Raw genomic sequence first — 15,964 nt, 5'->3', positions numbered from 1 at the left:
AGGTTTTCACCTGCAGAATTGTGTGGTGCACAGGGACACTAGTTTTTCTTCCCTTTTCCGTTCCCCTTCTCTACCACTTCAGCTTCAACGCTCACCGCATTGTAAATTGAGTTCGCGAGGAAACGGTAGCTGTGCTCGGTATGAGCGCGGAACGCCAGGGAGTTGGCAAACAATGTATAAGTCGTATCTGCCCGGTCGGCAGTGAACGCCATCGTTTGTCCTTGTGCTTGGCCATATCCAGGCCACCAGCCGGCGATGTAGAAATCTTCGCTGTCCTGGAAGCTCGCAAGTACGTCTGCGCCTTCAGGAACGCTCGAAATCCACGAACCGCTCGTGACATAGAGATTTTCTTGCTGTTCGTAACCTGCCGTTAGCGGATGCTCAGCAACATTTGCTTTCACAAGTCCTTCATGGCTGCCACCGGTGCTTCTAAAAGCAAATCCTGGAAGAACGCCGCTATTTTGGACAGCTCTCAGTGCCGGTGCACCGATGCCGATATAGCTTTTGCCCGTCACTTGTGCTGCGTTAAACGCAGAGCCGTCGCTGACGATAACATCCGCTGCCGCAGCGTCCGTCAATCGGAAGCCAAGCTGGCGCAACGAGAAGTTCAGCTGTGCAGAACCAGTCGCAGCCACGCTCGGCTGCTTCAATACTTCGGTCGCAACATTTTTACCGTTTCCGAACACTTGCGTTTCAAAATAATAATCATCAGCATATGGGCGAAGATCGTTCGTCGCTACGACAAAATCTCCAGCCTCCGCTTTGCCTTTGTTTTCCGTCAACACTTCCACCGTTTTGCCGTCAGCGAGCAATGCATTAACAACACGGATCGCATCGTTTGTTGAATTCTCCAGAATTTGTTTCGGCGGGTTTCCTTGAACGGTGCTTGTCGGAATGACCACCTCTTCAATTGCTTGCGTCTTGCCGTCGAACAAACCTGCAGTACGCACTTCTTCCAAGTCAAAGCCTCTCAAATCCGAGAAGTTGACGACGATCGGGTCGTACATGGCATCCCAATCGGAGACATTATCGCCTTTATAGAGCATCGCATTCGCCAAGCCGCGTTTGGCTTGGTCCATCGGCACGATAAATGTGCCTTTTGGATACGTGGCGCCGTCGACTTCGACAGGGTTCACGGTCTTTTCAACTTTCACGCCGTTGCGCAGCAAATACTCCACCATATTATAAGCTTCCAACGCATTTTTCTGGTTTTTGTCGTCTGCCGGAATCACATAATAATCTGGGAAGAAGTTTTCGTTGTCTCCGCGAATACGGCCGATCGATTCACCTGCCGCATTGACGAAATATTCATCAACGGCACGGTTATCTTCCCCATCCACGCCGCGCTTGAAAATCTCCAATTGCTCTTTATACAATTGGTCTTTATTGTCATGGACAAATTTAGTAGCTCCGAGCCCGCTGCCCAAAAGCGCACGATAGCCGTCCTGGCCAAGCCCCGGCACTTCGATCGTATGGCCGAGTGCACCGTGCAGCATCGCATAAATCGCGGTATAAGCAGGCGTCATATCATCCCAACCGGAACCATAGCCTTCTTTGGCAATGAAATAAGACGTCAGCTTCGAGTTGGCGATGCCTGCATTGCCCATCGCATGTGCTTGGTCCATCATATTGTCGATCAATAAATCGTATTCAAAGTTCGGGTTGTGCGGCGGTGTGCCCGGTTCGATCAAGAACCCGTTGACATACCCGTGGAAATCGATAAATGACAGCGGCGTCCACTTGGACAGCACTTCATTCACTTGCTGCGTTTCCACTTGCGTCTGGTACGCATTGTCGCGGTTCAAGTCAAAGCCCTCGGCGTTCGCGCGCGTGTTGGCCACTCTGCCGTCCGGATTGCTCGTGAACATATAAAGGAAAATCGCATCGTCCAAAACCGCGTCCACGTTCAAGCTCTCACTGAATTCCGTGTCGCCGTCTGTATTCAAAAATTCCACTTCGTCTTCCAAAGCGAATTTCTCCAATAATTCGACTTGCACATCCACGCCTTCCACTTCGTCCGGATGGATATTATTAAACCAGATCGGCACTTGGTAATCGCCCATCGTGTCGTTCTCGAGCTTTTCGATCAAGCTTTGCGGATCTTCGAGTGCCGTCGGCAAGGTGTCATTCAAGTATTGATCGACCGCTGCCTCATCGCGTGCCAAAATGACAAAATGAATATCGCGCCCTTCTACCGTCTTGCCGACAGTTTGATACTCAAGATAACGATCGTTGTCCGCATCTTGTTCTGCGGCTTCAAAAATGTCGTCGATTGCCGGTTTCAACTCATCGTAAAACTTGAATTCATCGTAGACATTCAATTCGACAGTCGCAGCCGCTTTTTCGCCGCTTGCCGAATCAATCAGCGCCAGTTCATAATCGCCGATAAATTGCTGGTATTGCGTGCGGATTGTGCGGTTGGACAAATTGTCCGTCCCGTACAGCAAACCGAACTCCAGCACAGCAGTGATTTCATTTGTGCCTTCGACAAACGCCGGCTCTTCTATAACGGTGATGAACGGGTCGCCATTATACGTTTGGCCTTGTGTCCATTTGCGCCATTCCGAAAGCGGCTTTCCGCCAAATTGGAATTCCACATCCTCCAAATTCACGCCTTCCCCTAAATCAGCCGACAGTTCCACCGTCCGCGTTTCCGTCAAGGAAAAGACCGACCGGCTCACTTCAAGCGTCGTTGTTGCTTCTGTCGCGCTAACTCCTGTCTCATTGGCAGTCATTGACGGCACAAACACCGACAACACCAGCACAACCGACAGCCATCCTGCAAAAACTTTCTTCATCCACCCAACATCCCTTCATCGCATAATTTTATTACCAGCTCTTAATATAACAGAATATTTCGTAAGCCGAAGTAGGTAAATGAATTTTTTATTAAAGATAGTACTTTATTCCAATTACAAATGCCGTTTTACAGCGGAAAACTAGTTTAAAAGTTATAAACTGAAATCTACAAAACAAAGACAGAGAGCTAGCCCCTTAATTGTGTCGTGCACAGGGACGTCGCAGTATACAACCCCTGACACAACAAGGTTTTCACCTGGAGAATTGTGTCATGCACAGGGACACGCACGGATGATGTACAATGAAAGGCAGTACATCAAACTAGCGAGGAGGCTCTATATGAATACAAGCACATTCCAACTGATCGAAGCGACGATTGAAGATATCCAACAAGCATTCCGTGACCATAAACTGACTTCCGTCGAATTGACCCAAGCCTACCTCGACCGCATCGAAGCCTACGACCAAAACGGCCCGACAATCAATTCCGTGCGTGCCATCAATCCAGACGCTTTGAAAATCGCAGCGCAACTCGACAAAAATCGTGGACAGAATGACCAAGGCCCACTTTACGGCATTCCCGTGTTACTAAAAGACAATATCGAAACGACAGACTCGATGCCGACCACTGCCGGTGCCATCGCACTCGAACACAATTTCGCGACACAAGATGCCTTCGTGGCGAAGCAGTTGCGCGACGCCGGTGCCATCATTCTCGGCAAAGTCAATTTGAGCGAATGGGCGTATTTCATGTCGCAAGACGGCCCGAGCGGCTATAGCTCACTCGCCGGCCAAGTGAAAAATCCGTACGGCATCGATGTCTTCAAAGCGGAAGATGTCGGCGGCTCGAGTTCCGGCACGGGTGCCGCGATCGCATCGAACTTCGCCGTGGTCGGTGTCGGCACGGAAACTTCGGGGTCGATCCTCAGCCCATCAAGCGCCAATTCCATCGTCGGTATCAAGCCGACTGTCGGTCTCATCAGCCGTTCGCGCATCATCCCGATCGCCGAAAGCCAAGATACCGCCGGACCGATGGCGCGCACCGTGGCGGATGCGGGGATCCTGCTCGGTGCCATGACCGGCGTCGATGAACAAGACCCAGCGACGTTGAAAAGCGCAGGACATGCACTCACTGATTACACACCGCACCTGAAAAAGGACGGCTTGAAAGGCGCCCGCATCGGTGTCGACCTATCGTTCTTGAACAATGAAGCGCCAGAAGAACGCGCCATCATGGACGCGGCAATGGAAGAAATCAAAGCACTCGGCGCCACCGTCGTTGAACTGACGATTCCACAAAAAGATTTCGAATCGGACGTCTTATGGTACGAATTCAAGCGCGGCGTCAATGACTACCTTGCCACGACGCCTGACGAAGTGCCGGTCAAATCGCTCGCGGACGTCATCGCCTTCAACAAGCAAGACCCCGAGCGCCGCATGAAATTCGGCCAGGCGGAACTGGAAAAAGCGCAAGGCTTAAGCGACGACCCGAACGACGCGACTTACTTGGAGCACCGCGAAACCGACTGGCGCTCCTCCACTTCAGAAGGCATCGACCTCGTCATGCAAGAACACCAGCTTGACGCGCTGCTGTTCCAAAACAACCGCGGCGCTGCCATGCCAGCAAAAGCGGGCTATCCGTCTATTACGGTACCGGCTGGCTACACGAAGAGCGGTCACCCGGTCGGGGTGACATTCAGCGCGCAAGCTTTTAGCGAAGCGCGCTTGATTGAACTGGCGTATTCTTATGAACAGGCGACTAAAAAACGCATCGCACCGGATCTCGAATCCGACTGAACTTGATCAATTAACTCCCCCTCTGCTGAAACCTTGGCAACATGCCAAGCGCTCAGCAGAGGGTGTTTTTTGGTTTTCAAGCTTTCCAAAGTCCCTATGTTCGAATGGCGTCTGACACTGGCCCGACATTTCAAAAAGAGACATTCAGCTCTTTGAAACTTTTCTTCTTCGTCAGCAACTAATAAACAAAAAGGACGTGGAGGCGTTGAGAAGATTATTTATTGTTCGCTCTCTATTATTGATTTTGGTCGTCGGACTAATGGGCTGCGGAACGAATAATGACGATAAAGAAAATGCCAGCAATGAACCCAAAAACACCACCGACTCTAAGCAGATGGAGGACTTCGAAGTCACAATACATGTAGAAAATGGCGAATCAGAACTCAATGTTTATGCCACAATCACTTATATAGGACCAGAGGCTGAAAAAAACATCTACCACGGTGGAAGTATTTTTTACTTCAACATCTATCAACAAGATGGCGATTATGAATATTTAGGGGCGATGAACCAACCATTGTTAACAACCACGCTGATTCAGAATGAAGCTCACAGAGTGAATTTTGAAGAAATAAAACAACTGGAGTTACAGCCAGGCATTTATGAATTTGAAGCGATTGCTAATATCTCCTTAGATTCAGATAATATGATGGAAACGGCACTTCAAATTCCAGTTTCTACAATCAAGGAAATCGATTAATTCTCAGTCGACTAAGTACTTGAAAACATAAAGCAACTGCTCTTCCAAAAAGGAAAGGCAGTTGCTTTTATTCGTTATATGTTCCTTAGATTTAGTACATCGATTCAGGCTCGCTGAGATGAAGATCAACGACAGTGTGGACAATGCTTTTTGCTTTTTTCCCAGCGTCATCCGCATTATGATGTAACACAAGACCAGTGCCAAGACGAACGTTCATGTGAGTGAAATGAAGAACCGGCTCATGACGCTGCGTAATTGACCACGACTGGTATAAAGGAAAAAGGAGTTATTTGATGATCAAACTAAAACCTGCCATCTTATTCACTTTACTCGCCGCGTTCGCTAGCGGCTGTGCACAACAAGACATCGAACCCGATACACTTGTCGCGCTAGGCGACTCCATCACGTACGGCGCAAACCTCGAAGACAGCGGCAGCTCCGCTTATCCGTATTTGATCGGGGAAGACGCCGGATTCACCGTCGAGAATTTAGCTGTCTCCGGCTGGCAAACCGCACAAGTCGTCTCCGCGCTTCGTGAAGATGAAGACTACCGTCAAACGGTTCAACAGGCGGATGTCATCGCCATGACAATCGGTGGCAACGACCTGCTGGAAATCCTTCGGCTCGCACAAGCATCAAGCGGCGGCGACCCAGCACAAATGGAACTAATCCTCCAACAACAACTGGACGATAACACCGTCCTCTACAGGCTCCGTGAAGTGATCGAAGAAATCCAGTCACTGACGGACGCACAAATCGTTCTTTACAATATGTACAACCCATTCCCAACCGACAGCCCAATCCACGACATCGGCGAAGCCCTCCTGCCGGAAGTGAACGCCGCCTTCGCGGAAATCGCAACTAGCTACGACAAGGTCACGTTGGCGGATGCCTACTCCGCTTACCGCGATCAGCAAGATGACTATATCATCGCTGGCGATATCCACCCGACGGAAAGAGGGCAGGCGGTCCTTGCGGAAATTGGGCTCGAGGCGATTGAAGCTGAGTGAACCGATTGTTGCATTGGCAACATTCAATTATCGTAAAAACTGACATTCTCCTCATCGGATCTCGAATCAAACTGAATTTGATCAACTCCATCAAAAACACCCTCTACTGAGCGATAGGCATTTGCCATTACTCTATAGAGGGCGTTTTTCGGTTCTATTCATTTCTCCGCGGCACGTACGCATACACTTGTTGATTCTCTGTCACTTCAACCAACACTTCAGACGGAATCTCCTGCTCCGCTTTCTGTTGCTCGTCGATCTTCACAGGCGCCAGTTCTTTCAAGCTCTCCAAATTGCGGTACTTCAAAGCTTTCAGGCCGAAATTGATTTTCACTTGATAGTTTTCTTCAATGCTTTTCACTTTCTCTTCGATGCTTTGGATCAACGCATGATTCTCCGACACGATCTCCGCCAAAGTCTGTGATTTCACATCAGCTTCCTCGTAATGCCGGATGGTCCGCAAATACGGCTCGTAGCATTCCTGGATAAACTGCACATTCAATAGCAATAATTCCTGTTTGGCGTTGAAGCGGCCGATGAGTTGCTGGTAGTCTTTTTTCACCGGAGCTTCTCCCCATTTGCGCAGCGTTTCGTGCTCTTTCAAGCTTTCGACGCTCGCGACAATTACTTTCAAATCTTTCGTCAGCACTTTCAAATCTTGCAGCGTCGCCGTGTAAAAGCCTTCGATTTCCACGTCTTCCACACCGCCGAGCGTGACGCCTTTTCTCCGAAAGCGTTCGATGACTTCTTTGAAATAGCCAAAGCGCGCGTCAATTTTCCCGGCAAAATCGTTTTCCCGGTGCTGGATCAGCGTGTCCAATTTTTGCTCCATGATTTTCAAGGAGCTTTGGATTTCCATGAGTTGCTGCTGGCCGACAACAGTCGTCAACAAGCTCATGCTCGCATGGGCGAGGAGCCCGGGATTCACTCGTTTCACCAACACCGCCTGCTCATAAATACCTTTGACGCCGTCTTTTCTTACTGCGGGAACATAGCCCTTGCCGTTGACCCGCTCGATCAGCGTCATGCTCTTATCCTTCAAGCCCTTCACCACTTCAGGGCTGAACTCGACGCGGTAGGTGCGGCTTTGGCGGAACACCATCGCCCCGTCTTTCAAGGTTTCTGCGATAATCGGTATCATATTCGCCGGAATCTCGATCCGCTTGTAGCCGCTCTTGACGACTTCCCCGTCCTCCACTTCCGATACCGTCGGGTTCAAATGGCTGTCATCGTCTTCCGGCTCCGGTTCTTCATCTTCCACCTCTTCTTCCACGCTTTCACTAGGTATTTCTTCTATTTGAACAGCTGCGTCTTTATTCTTTTTAAAGTAAATAAAGACGCTCACTACTATCACTGCGATTGCCGCAATCAAGATGTAAATATATTCCATTAGCTACGCCTCATTTCTTTTGTATTTCATAGTTTACTAAAGAACTGAAAATAAAGGATAAAATAAGTTTTCCGTTCTCTTTAAATCTCTTCCCTGTACATGAGACAATTATGACGATTTACGAAAAGATATAAAAATGCATGAAGCGTCTTTCATTTCTAAGGATTCAGTTGATTCTCCATGCAACAAAAATGAAATTGAGTTTGAAAATGGAAGACTCAGAACCTGCCTTTTATGTGGTTTTTATCCAACGTATAAGTTATCAAATATCATAGTATTTTCCAGAAAGCTTTGGTAATGTAAAATCAAAAGCAGCTTTTATTTAAAGGAAGTGTATGAAAACCATTATGAAACGGTATCTGATGCTCCTTGTTTACATCACTTTCTTATTCCTGTCGATCCATTATTTTACTGAACAATCAGCTGAGCCGATAGCAGAAGACCAAAGCCGCTTGTTGCCAGTAAAAATGAAAGCAATAAAAGCGACTGATAGCACGTCCGAAATTCAACAAGTGATCCTCGATGCCAATTCGGAAGGAAGTCCGATAGCCATTGCTGGCATGCAGCACAGCCAAGGCGGACATACGGTGTATCCCGACGGCATCCTTCTTGATATGAAGCCGTATAATAAAGTATTGAGATTCGATGCCCAAAAGAAAACCATTACGATCCAAAGCGGAGCGACCTGGAGAGACATTCAGGACTATATCAATCCATACGGGCTGGCATTAAAAGTCAGCCAGTCCCAAAATATTTTTACCATCGGTGGCTCTATAAGCGTCAATGCGCATGGCCTTGATATCCAAAATGGCAGTTTGATCGACACTGTCGAATCACTTCGCCTACTTGATGCAAACGGCGAGATCCTGACGCTCAGTTCGGATCAGAACCCCGAGCTGTTCCAAGCGGTTGTAGGAGGTTATGGTTTATTCGGCGTCATTCTGGACGTGACATTGAAGCTGACGGACGATGAAATGTATGAAATACATTCTGAACAGCTTCAGTATGACGAATACAGTGATTATTTCAACGAGAACGTCAGGGCAGACGAAAGTATGAAGATGCATTTGGCGCGAATTTCCTTATCTCCTGACTCATTTTTGGAAGACATGTATGTCATCAATTATCAGAACATGGAGCGGGAAGGCCTTCCAATGGAGCCCCAGAAATTAAAGCAGGAGACCTTGATTGCTGTTCCAAAATTCTTCCTCGGACTTGCACGGCTCAATGAGCAAGGGAAAAAGGTTTTCTGGAAGACTCAGAAAACCTATTCCGCTTCGATTGATGGGAAACTGATGTCGCGAAACAACGTCATGCGGTCGGATTCCGAATTCATGGAATACAACCATCCCGAAAACACGGAAATCTTGCAGGAATATTTTGTCCCTGTGGAAAATTTTGAAGCGTATATTGATGACTTGAGAGAAACCTTAATCGATGAAGACGAGTTTAATTTATTGAATATCACCATCCGCTATGTTGAAAAAAATGAAGAAGCGGTGTTGTCTTATGCGAAGGAAGATATGTTCTCGCTGGTCCTCCTGATCAATCAAGGAACAGATGCAAAGAGCATTGAAGATACCGGAAGGGTCGTCCGCAACATGATTGATGTGACGCTCGACCATGGAGGGAGCTATTACCTTCCGTATTTTGGCTACCCTACTAAAGGACAAATGGCAGAAGCCTATCCAAGGACAAGCGAGTTTTTCGACTTGAAAAAAGAATATGATCCGAACGGGCGGTTTGTGAATATTTTCTATGAGGAGTACAAGCAATGAACTATAAACGATTCATCGTCTATCAAGGAACCATCGTCATGGCCTCAAGCATGATTTTTCCTTTTTACATCCTGATGCTCAGAAACGTTGGAAATTCCTATTCCCAGTTTGGCTGGGCATATGGGCTGTTTGCGTTGACCGCTGCAATTTGCTACCCGCTCATCGGTAAAATCGCTGACAAAGTGGGCGACTATGTGCTGCTTAGCGTGTATTCCTGGGGGATGGCGCTAATATTGCTCGTCTTTCCCCTGGCAAGTGAAATATGGCATGTCTATATTCTGCAAATTTTTATGGGAGTGCTTGGTGCAGTCCAAAAGAATTCCGAAAAAACTGTGCTGGCCAGGCATGTATTGAAAGAAACCGCAGGAAAAGAAATCGCCAATTACCATATTTGGACGTCAATTGCCGCAGCCGTAGCGGTCATCGCCACCGGCTATTTAGTGGACTTCTTCACGATAGCAAGCATTTTCTATATCGCCTCTGCTCTCTTCGCCTGGAGCGGGTTTTCGATTATGAAAAAAGATAAACCTTTGCCTGAATTGCAATCTTAACATCCATATAGCGGGTTTCCCATTTGTAGGAAAGACAGTTAGACATCTATCGTCTATTGGTACAGCACCTATTAAAACTGAATATGCTAAAGCCGTATCCATTAACCCTTAAGCAAGGTTAACGGATACGGCCTTTTTTATTGTGCTTACCAGAAAGCGACACAATCTTTGTCTGATAGAATTGGTGTGATTTTGAATCGAATATGGGTTTGGTGAGTAATGTCTTTTTCGTGTTCTAGGTATCACCCCATTGAAGTCGGTTTGCCTATGCTTCTTCTTTGACGGACTCCTCTGGAATGATCAAGTTCAATGCAATCGCCACAAAACAGGCGATGGTGATTCCGGATCCACCAAACAATAACTTGAAAACTTCCGGAAACGCGTTCATTGCATCGGGTACTTGACTCAATCCGAGTCCAAATACTAAAGCTAATCCAACGATAATCTTCGCTCTTTCATTTAAAGGCTCTGATGTCAATATGGCGATGCCGGTTAACGTAATCTGAGAGAAAATGATGACAGTAGCGCCTCCAATAACGGCTGGGGGCATTGTCGAGATAAGAGCTCCAACCTTAGGAATCAGGCCAGCCAAGATTAAAAACCCAGCGCCCAGAGCGACGACAAATCTACTCATGACTTTTGTAAATGCGATCATGCCTACATTTTGGCTAAAAGATGTATTGGGCAAAGAATTGAAAATCGCGCCAAGAGATGAGGTAAATCCATTTGCGATGACTGAGCCGGAAAGCTCTCTTGCTGTGGGTTCTCTGTTTGCTCCCCCGGTAGTCATCGCTGTCACATCGCCAACGGTTTCAACAGATGTCACGATAAACATAATCATCATCGGGAGGATAGCTCCCCAGTAAAATTCCATCGGAAAATAAAAGGGCTGCGGAACTGAAAACCAGCTAGCTTCTCTCATTGGTGAAAATTCGACCATCCCCAGTGGCAGAGCCACCATATATCCAATAATAATACCGATTAAAATGGAGGATGTTTTCGCCATTCCCGTTGCATATCGATTGAGAAACAGCACAATCGCCAATACGAGTAAAGCCACCAACCAGTTTTGAGCTGACCCGAAATTTTCAGACCCGCTTCCTCCAGCCATCGACACAATACCAGTAGGCAATAGTGACAAACCGATCGTAAGCACGACTGTACCGGTTACAATTTTAGGAAAGAACCTTCTGACTTTCTCAATGAAAAATCCTAAGAATCCGCCAAACAAACCACCTATAAGGCTTGCACCCAATAATCCGCCTATGCCGTAGGAGCTGGCGATCACGATATTGGTCGGCAGAAAACCAAAACTCGTCCCCATCACGACCGGGAGTCGCGCTCCGACCTTCCATATCGGGTAACATTGGATGATCGTCGCAATTCCTGCCATGACCATGGCACTTTGAATCAAGATCGTTAAATCACTTCCTGTGATGCCCACCACACCTGCGATGATAATCGGGACAGCCACATTCCCTAAAAACATCGCAAAAATATGCTGCAAGCCTAAAGGTACTGCTTCTCTTAACGGGGGTACACCATCCACATCGTATTTACTCGTATTCTTCACCTTCGTGTCATCGCCAACTATTTCCTTCATAAAACACCTCTTTTCAATTCTATTCAGCTGTTATTCAACCCAGTTAGTAGATAACTGATTATTTATGTTAGTTAAAAGAATAAAATGTCATGTCAACTTCGATACACAGGACTCTGCGCTTCATGCGGACGCTTTCCGCGGACGAAGCGCTGAGCCTCCTCGTCGCAGGCTCCTGTGGGGTCTCATCACTCCGTTCTTCCGCAGGAGTCGCCGCATTGCGCTCCGAGCCCTTGAGAGATTACTTGCGAAAAGTTTCGTAGTTCGTGACGCTCTCTGTTTTAGGCCACTTGCTGGCAACCGGTCTGGCCACGAAGACTCCTGTGGGACAGCGAAGGCTGAAGACCCCGCAGGAACGTCAGTGACGAGGAGGCTGAAGCTGAGCCCATGGAAAGCGAAGTGGCCAGACCGGTTGGCTTATGCACAATTATTCATTTTGATTAGAATTTGTCGACAGTCTAGATTTCCAATATTTTCTTCACAGCATAATCTGCGCCTCTTTCTCTTGAGACGTTCCGCCAATGCAGTAAATGGTCTTTAGAAATCTCTTCCATCTCATTCAATGCCTTTGCTAATTGTTCTTTGCTGAAATTATTTGGATCCAGTACTCTTCCTAAATTATGCTTTTCAATATCGTAGGCGATATTAAACTGATCGCTGGAGAATGGCAGTATGACCATCTCTTTTCCGTGGTACATCGCTTCTGTCAACGTGTTGCACCCACCATGGAAGACAACGGTGTCCACATACTGCATAAGCGCGACTTGAGGGATAAAACCTTCGATGATTGTATTGGGCGAGCTATGTTTTTTAAGTTCCTCCGCATGGCTGCCTGCCGAAACGATCAAGAGCGCATCAGGATGACTTTCTCTGGCCGACAGGATGAGTTTTTCAAGTACGTCTTTTCTATTGGATAAAAAAGTCCCCAAACTGATCATGATGATTTTTTCTTCTGTCTCTACTTTTTCCAGCCATTCTTCGTCTAACGCAACTGCTTGGAATGAATTCCCGATGAATAGTTCCTTCGGGTTGTCGTCCGTTTCTTCAATATTGTTGAAATCAAAATAATTGTAGATGACCGCGATTTCAGAAACCAAACTGAACGCATTGCTGATGGTTTCAATCGACTTGTTTTCAGTGATGATCGCATTAAAAACTTCCGTGAATTCCCGTTGAGTTTGAGTGGAAACCTGCTTGAGCCTCGTCAAATCTTCTTCGTTGACCGTGATCGCCTTTGGCCAGTTTTTCGGCACATTGAAATACCGTCCATCTCTTGGGATGGTATTCGGATGAGGCGGGCAAAATGTGACAAAAGGCAGCCCTAAGAAATACAAGCTCAGCGTAACCGAGTACGATAAGATGTCCACCACATAAAGATCGACATCTAACGAATCGTCTATCGTCTTGATTTTATCGATCAGCTCTTGCGGATTATAGAGCATATCCGCCTTTCGGTGGCGGGACTGCGTGATCAATGTTTCTGCTGCGCCTTTTTTGGTCGACTCGAAGAATTCTTCCAACCTCATTCTTTCGGTATCCGGTTGTGCCGTGTCTTCACTTGTGCCTGTATTTTTATTGCTGCTGATATCGATTTCATAAAAATTCAAGTTTTCTTCCAGGATTTTTTCCTTGAATTCGATACTGCAGCAAAATGTCACTTCTGCACCATGTTCTTGAAAACTTTTAGCTAACACGAGCAACGGGTTAAAATGCGAATAAAAAGGCGGGCTGATAAAAAAGATTTTTTTATACTTCATTTTCTTTTTCTCCTTTTAAAGACAAATAAAATGACACAAACTCCTTTGAGATGTTTTGAATCGAAAAGTTTTCAGCCACTGTTTTTTGTCCGGCCGCTTGAATTTCTTTCAGTGCCTCTTGATCGATTTTAGACTCATACAGGTGTTTTTCCGTTTCTTTGGCAATCGTTTCCCAATTGCTGGTGTCGATCAAAAATCCATTTTCGCCATTTTTCATATAACTTTTAACTCCGCCTTTGACCGGCCCCAGGGTAAGGAATCCGATCGACATTGCCTCTAAAATAGCGATGCCAAACTCTTCTTTTGCACTTGAGCATAGATAGATATGCGGATAGTCAAAGTCTCGCTGAATAATCTTTCTTTCAAGCGCTCTGATATCCAAATTCGACATGGCACCTTGATGCATGAACCTGCCTTTGAACTCGGGATGCTTTTGCAAGAAATCCTTGAAAAAATCCATGACCATTGCTTCTTCTTGACTCGGCCGCTCGAGGTCTCCCCCGATGATGAGGAGATTATGGGTTTCTGAAAGCTTGGAATTTGACCACGCTTGTAACAGTTCCATCTGCCCTTTTAGAACAGCCAATCTCCCGACATTTAAAATGATCGGTTTTTCGAAAAACGCTTTATTGGTCTCGCTCCATTCCATCAATTGAGTTGAATAGGTAGCGATGTCTTCTCCATCAATTGATTGGCTTGCTTGTATGCCTTCACCGATCATTTTGATCTTTCCGTCTACATCGGTTTCTTGAAATTGAGGAAAATAAACCGCAAGTTCGGTTTTCACATCTCCATTCCCGATTCCAACGATCCCATCGCTTGTGCGGATCAATTCATCCCCTATTTTGATCTTGTTCAGTTTTTCAATCAGCTCGTTAAAACCAAGTTCTTTTATGTGCCCCGATCCATCAAACATCGTTCGGTGCGGGTCTGGCGTTAGCGTAAAGACCAGTTTGCTATTTAACTCTTTAGATAGATGTGCCACCGCTTTAGACGCATTGTCTAAAAATCGGATATGAAAGACATCAGGCTTTATGTTTGAGCGTTTTAAAAAATTGGCTATCTGTCGTTTTATAAACAACTCTCGTTTAATGAACTTGTCGGATCTAGACTGATCCAAATAGATGGGCAGCCGGATGAATACGTGTTTATCTCCGTGAAAGCTGATAAAGGGCTTATTGGATTCTTGCGTGATGGTAATCGTAAACACATGGGCTATGCGGCTGTCTTTCGATACCTCTTCACCCAAAGATTTTAATAAGACGGCTAAGCCTCCATTATTTCCTTTCCCGCTATCTTCAAAATCCCCATAAAACATCGACTGCAAAATGGAAACGCCTTGCTTGTCAAAGGTTAAATCTGTCTCGAGAAAATCCAAATAACTATCAACAAACACTTTGTTGTTTTCAGTTCTTATATGGTTCTCCACAAATGATTGATCAATCGTTTCTGTTGGATATAAACTTCTTAATACATTGATTCCCTGGATCTTTATGCCACCCGGGTAATCGAAGGCCAATAATTGGTATATGGAATCTTTAACTCCCTGTCTGTTAAAACGATCCATATAGTCCAGTAAGATTGAGATGATCTCTAGATCCTGTTTGTATTTCTCAAGCATCAATAAGATATCGTCATCACTTAAAAGATCCATGCCGCATTCAATACAAAGATCTATAACATGATAGAGCTTTTGACTATCGTACTGTTGGGTTGCTAGTAGGTCTTTTATTTTTCCCTCTACTATTTGCTTCATCTCATCATTGGATAACTTTAAAATAGCATCTACGATAAATCGGTCGGTCGTTGGATGCTCTCCCAAAAACGAGATCCATCCATTTATTTCTTGTTCACCCAGCTTCTTTTCCAGCTCTAGTTGCTTGATCATTCGAATTTGCTCGATCACTTTTGTTTCATCGGAGTTGATCGCCTTGCTGTGATTTATGTACTCATCTAAAAATTGCAGAGGATAACTAAAGTTACTTTCCTTGTCATAAACACGATTTCTGAACTCAATAAACTTGTTCATTTTTCATCCCCCGATGCTTTCAGTAGATTAGTTTCTTCCTATTCTATACCACAGGTGGTGCTACTATATACTCAGACGCGTCTTCATTCTTTTTAATAAAACAAAAGATGTCAATTAATTCCAATATTATTGAAGCAATTAGGTTCAAATATACTCCATTCCTTATACAACATTTCTTTGTTCTGCCTGGTTTACTAAACAACTAAACAAAAAGGATAAAATAGGATTTCCACGCTTCTTTAAATATTCCCCTGCGTCTTAAACAATTCCTTCCCCCCAAGTTTTAAACAATTCTGCTGGCCGAATAAAAAGCGCTTTTCTGAGCTGAGGCATTTGTCCTTTAATAAAGGATTGAACATCCCGCTATCATTAAATGGATAAAATGATATCTTTTTGCTCGTTTTACTAATCGTCAAGGTGTACAATATAGCTATATTTTGATGGATCAAATTTGCTGCAATAGTTTGGAAATGCCTCTTAGAGTTGCAGCTGAATGGATAAGATGCTGTCAGAACGAGTTGTTGCAAATGAACATTGCAATAGCGAGCCAACA

General features: G+C 45.7%; 10 protein-coding genes. 5 read left to right on the top strand and 5 right to left on the bottom strand.

The window, feature by feature from the left end:
• Positions 1 to 38: 38 nt before the first annotated feature.
• The gene (locus ACFO5U_RS15135) at positions 39 to 2,798 is read right to left on the bottom strand and encodes a M14 family metallopeptidase (RefSeq protein ID WP_377279917.1); all 2,760 of its coding nucleotides are present in this window, start codon (positions 2,796 to 2,798) and stop codon (positions 39 to 41) included.
• A gap of 340 nt (positions 2,799 to 3,138) precedes the next feature.
• Between ACFO5U_RS15135 and ACFO5U_RS15130 the strand changes: the two genes are divergently transcribed.
• The 3 genes from ACFO5U_RS15130 to ACFO5U_RS15120 all read left to right on the top strand — a co-directional run bounded on the left by ACFO5U_RS15130 (position 3,139) and on the right by ACFO5U_RS15120 (position 6,306).
• Positions 3,139 to 4,596 (top strand): amidase family protein, encoded by a 1,458-nt coding sequence (locus tag ACFO5U_RS15130; protein WP_377279916.1) that lies wholly within the window; start codon positions 3,139 to 3,141, stop codon positions 4,594 to 4,596.
• A gap of 205 nt (positions 4,597 to 4,801) precedes the next feature.
• Positions 4,802 to 5,296 (top strand): hypothetical protein, encoded by a 495-nt coding sequence (locus ACFO5U_RS15125; RefSeq protein WP_377279915.1) that lies wholly within the window; start codon positions 4,802 to 4,804, stop codon positions 5,294 to 5,296.
• 293 nt (positions 5,297 to 5,589) lie between these two features.
• Positions 5,590 to 6,306, top strand: a complete 717-nt coding sequence (locus tag ACFO5U_RS15120) for a GDSL-type esterase/lipase family protein (protein WP_377279914.1) — start codon at positions 5,590 to 5,592, stop codon at positions 6,304 to 6,306.
• 154 nt (positions 6,307 to 6,460) lie between these two features.
• On the opposite strand, the gene ACFO5U_RS15115 is transcribed toward ACFO5U_RS15120, so the two are convergent.
• The gene (locus ACFO5U_RS15115; protein ID WP_377279913.1) at positions 6,461 to 7,696 is read right to left on the bottom strand and encodes a DUF1572 domain-containing protein; all 1,236 of its coding nucleotides are present in this window, start codon (positions 7,694 to 7,696) and stop codon (positions 6,461 to 6,463) included.
• Positions 7,697 to 8,043: 347 nt separating this feature from the next.
• Between ACFO5U_RS15115 and ACFO5U_RS15110 the strand changes: the two genes are divergently transcribed.
• Positions 8,044 to 9,474, top strand: a complete 1,431-nt coding sequence (locus tag ACFO5U_RS15110) for an FAD-binding protein (RefSeq protein ID WP_377279912.1) — start codon at positions 8,044 to 8,046, stop codon at positions 9,472 to 9,474.
• Positions 9,471 to 10,025 carry an MFS transporter gene (locus tag ACFO5U_RS15105; RefSeq protein ID WP_377279911.1) on the top strand — a complete coding sequence of 185 codons (555 nt, stop codon included), beginning with the start codon at positions 9,471 to 9,473 and terminating at the stop codon, positions 10,023 to 10,025. The genes ACFO5U_RS15110 and ACFO5U_RS15105 overlap by 4 nt, the downstream gene beginning before the upstream one ends.
• A 265-nt stretch (positions 10,026 to 10,290) precedes the next feature.
• Here ACFO5U_RS15105 and ACFO5U_RS15100 read toward each other — a convergent pair whose 3' ends face one another.
• The 3 genes from ACFO5U_RS15100 to ACFO5U_RS15090 all read right to left on the bottom strand — a co-directional run bounded on the left by ACFO5U_RS15100 (position 10,291) and on the right by ACFO5U_RS15090 (position 15,411).
• On the bottom strand, positions 10,291 to 11,628 hold the full coding sequence (locus ACFO5U_RS15100) for a uracil-xanthine permease family protein (protein ID WP_377279910.1): 1,338 nt from the start codon (positions 11,626 to 11,628) through the stop codon (positions 10,291 to 10,293).
• A 455-nt stretch (positions 11,629 to 12,083) separates the two neighbouring features.
• The gene (locus ACFO5U_RS15095; protein WP_377279909.1) at positions 12,084 to 13,382 is read right to left on the bottom strand and encodes a glycosyltransferase; all 1,299 of its coding nucleotides are present in this window, start codon (positions 13,380 to 13,382) and stop codon (positions 12,084 to 12,086) included.
• Positions 13,372 to 15,411: a glycosyltransferase family 4 protein gene (locus ACFO5U_RS15090; protein WP_377279908.1), complete on the bottom strand. Its 2,040-nt coding sequence runs from the start codon at positions 15,409 to 15,411 to the stop codon at positions 13,372 to 13,374. Before ACFO5U_RS15090 ends, ACFO5U_RS15095 begins: the two co-directional genes overlap by 11 nt.
• Positions 15,412 to 15,964 lie beyond the last annotated feature (553 nt).

The organism is Planococcus dechangensis (assembly GCF_042654465.1).
GTDB lineage: Bacteria > Bacillota > Bacilli > Bacillales_A > Planococcaceae > Planococcus > Planococcus dechangensis.
The sequence above is the reverse complement of the archived record's forward strand: the minus strand, read 5'-3'. Positions and strand labels throughout refer to the sequence as shown.

Excerpts from the sequence above, each read along its gene's own strand:
- ACFO5U_RS15105 (WP_377279911.1), top strand. The coding sequence starts at position 9,471 with ATGAACTATAAACGATTCATCGTCTATCAAGGAACCATCGTCATGGCC.
- ACFO5U_RS15115 (WP_377279913.1), bottom strand. The coding sequence starts at position 7,696 with ATGGAATATATTTACATCTTGATTGCGGCAATCGCAGTGATAGTAGTG.
- ACFO5U_RS15090 (WP_377279908.1), bottom strand. The coding sequence starts at position 15,411 with ATGAACAAGTTTATTGAGTTCAGAAATCGTGTTTATGACAAGGAAAGT.
- ACFO5U_RS15095 (WP_377279909.1), bottom strand. The coding sequence starts at position 13,382 with ATGAAGTATAAAAAAATCTTTTTTATCAGCCCGCCTTTTTATTCGCAT.
- ACFO5U_RS15110 (WP_377279912.1), top strand. The coding sequence starts at position 8,044 with ATGAAACGGTATCTGATGCTCCTTGTTTACATCACTTTCTTATTCCTG.
- ACFO5U_RS15120 (WP_377279914.1), top strand. The coding sequence starts at position 5,590 with ATGATCAAACTAAAACCTGCCATCTTATTCACTTTACTCGCCGCGTTC.
- ACFO5U_RS15130 (WP_377279916.1), top strand. The coding sequence starts at position 3,139 with ATGAATACAAGCACATTCCAACTGATCGAAGCGACGATTGAAGATATC.
- ACFO5U_RS15100 (WP_377279910.1), bottom strand. The coding sequence starts at position 11,628 with ATGAAGGAAATAGTTGGCGATGACACGAAGGTGAAGAATACGAGTAAA.
- ACFO5U_RS15135 (WP_377279917.1), bottom strand. The coding sequence starts at position 2,798 with ATGAAGAAAGTTTTTGCAGGATGGCTGTCGGTTGTGCTGGTGTTGTCG.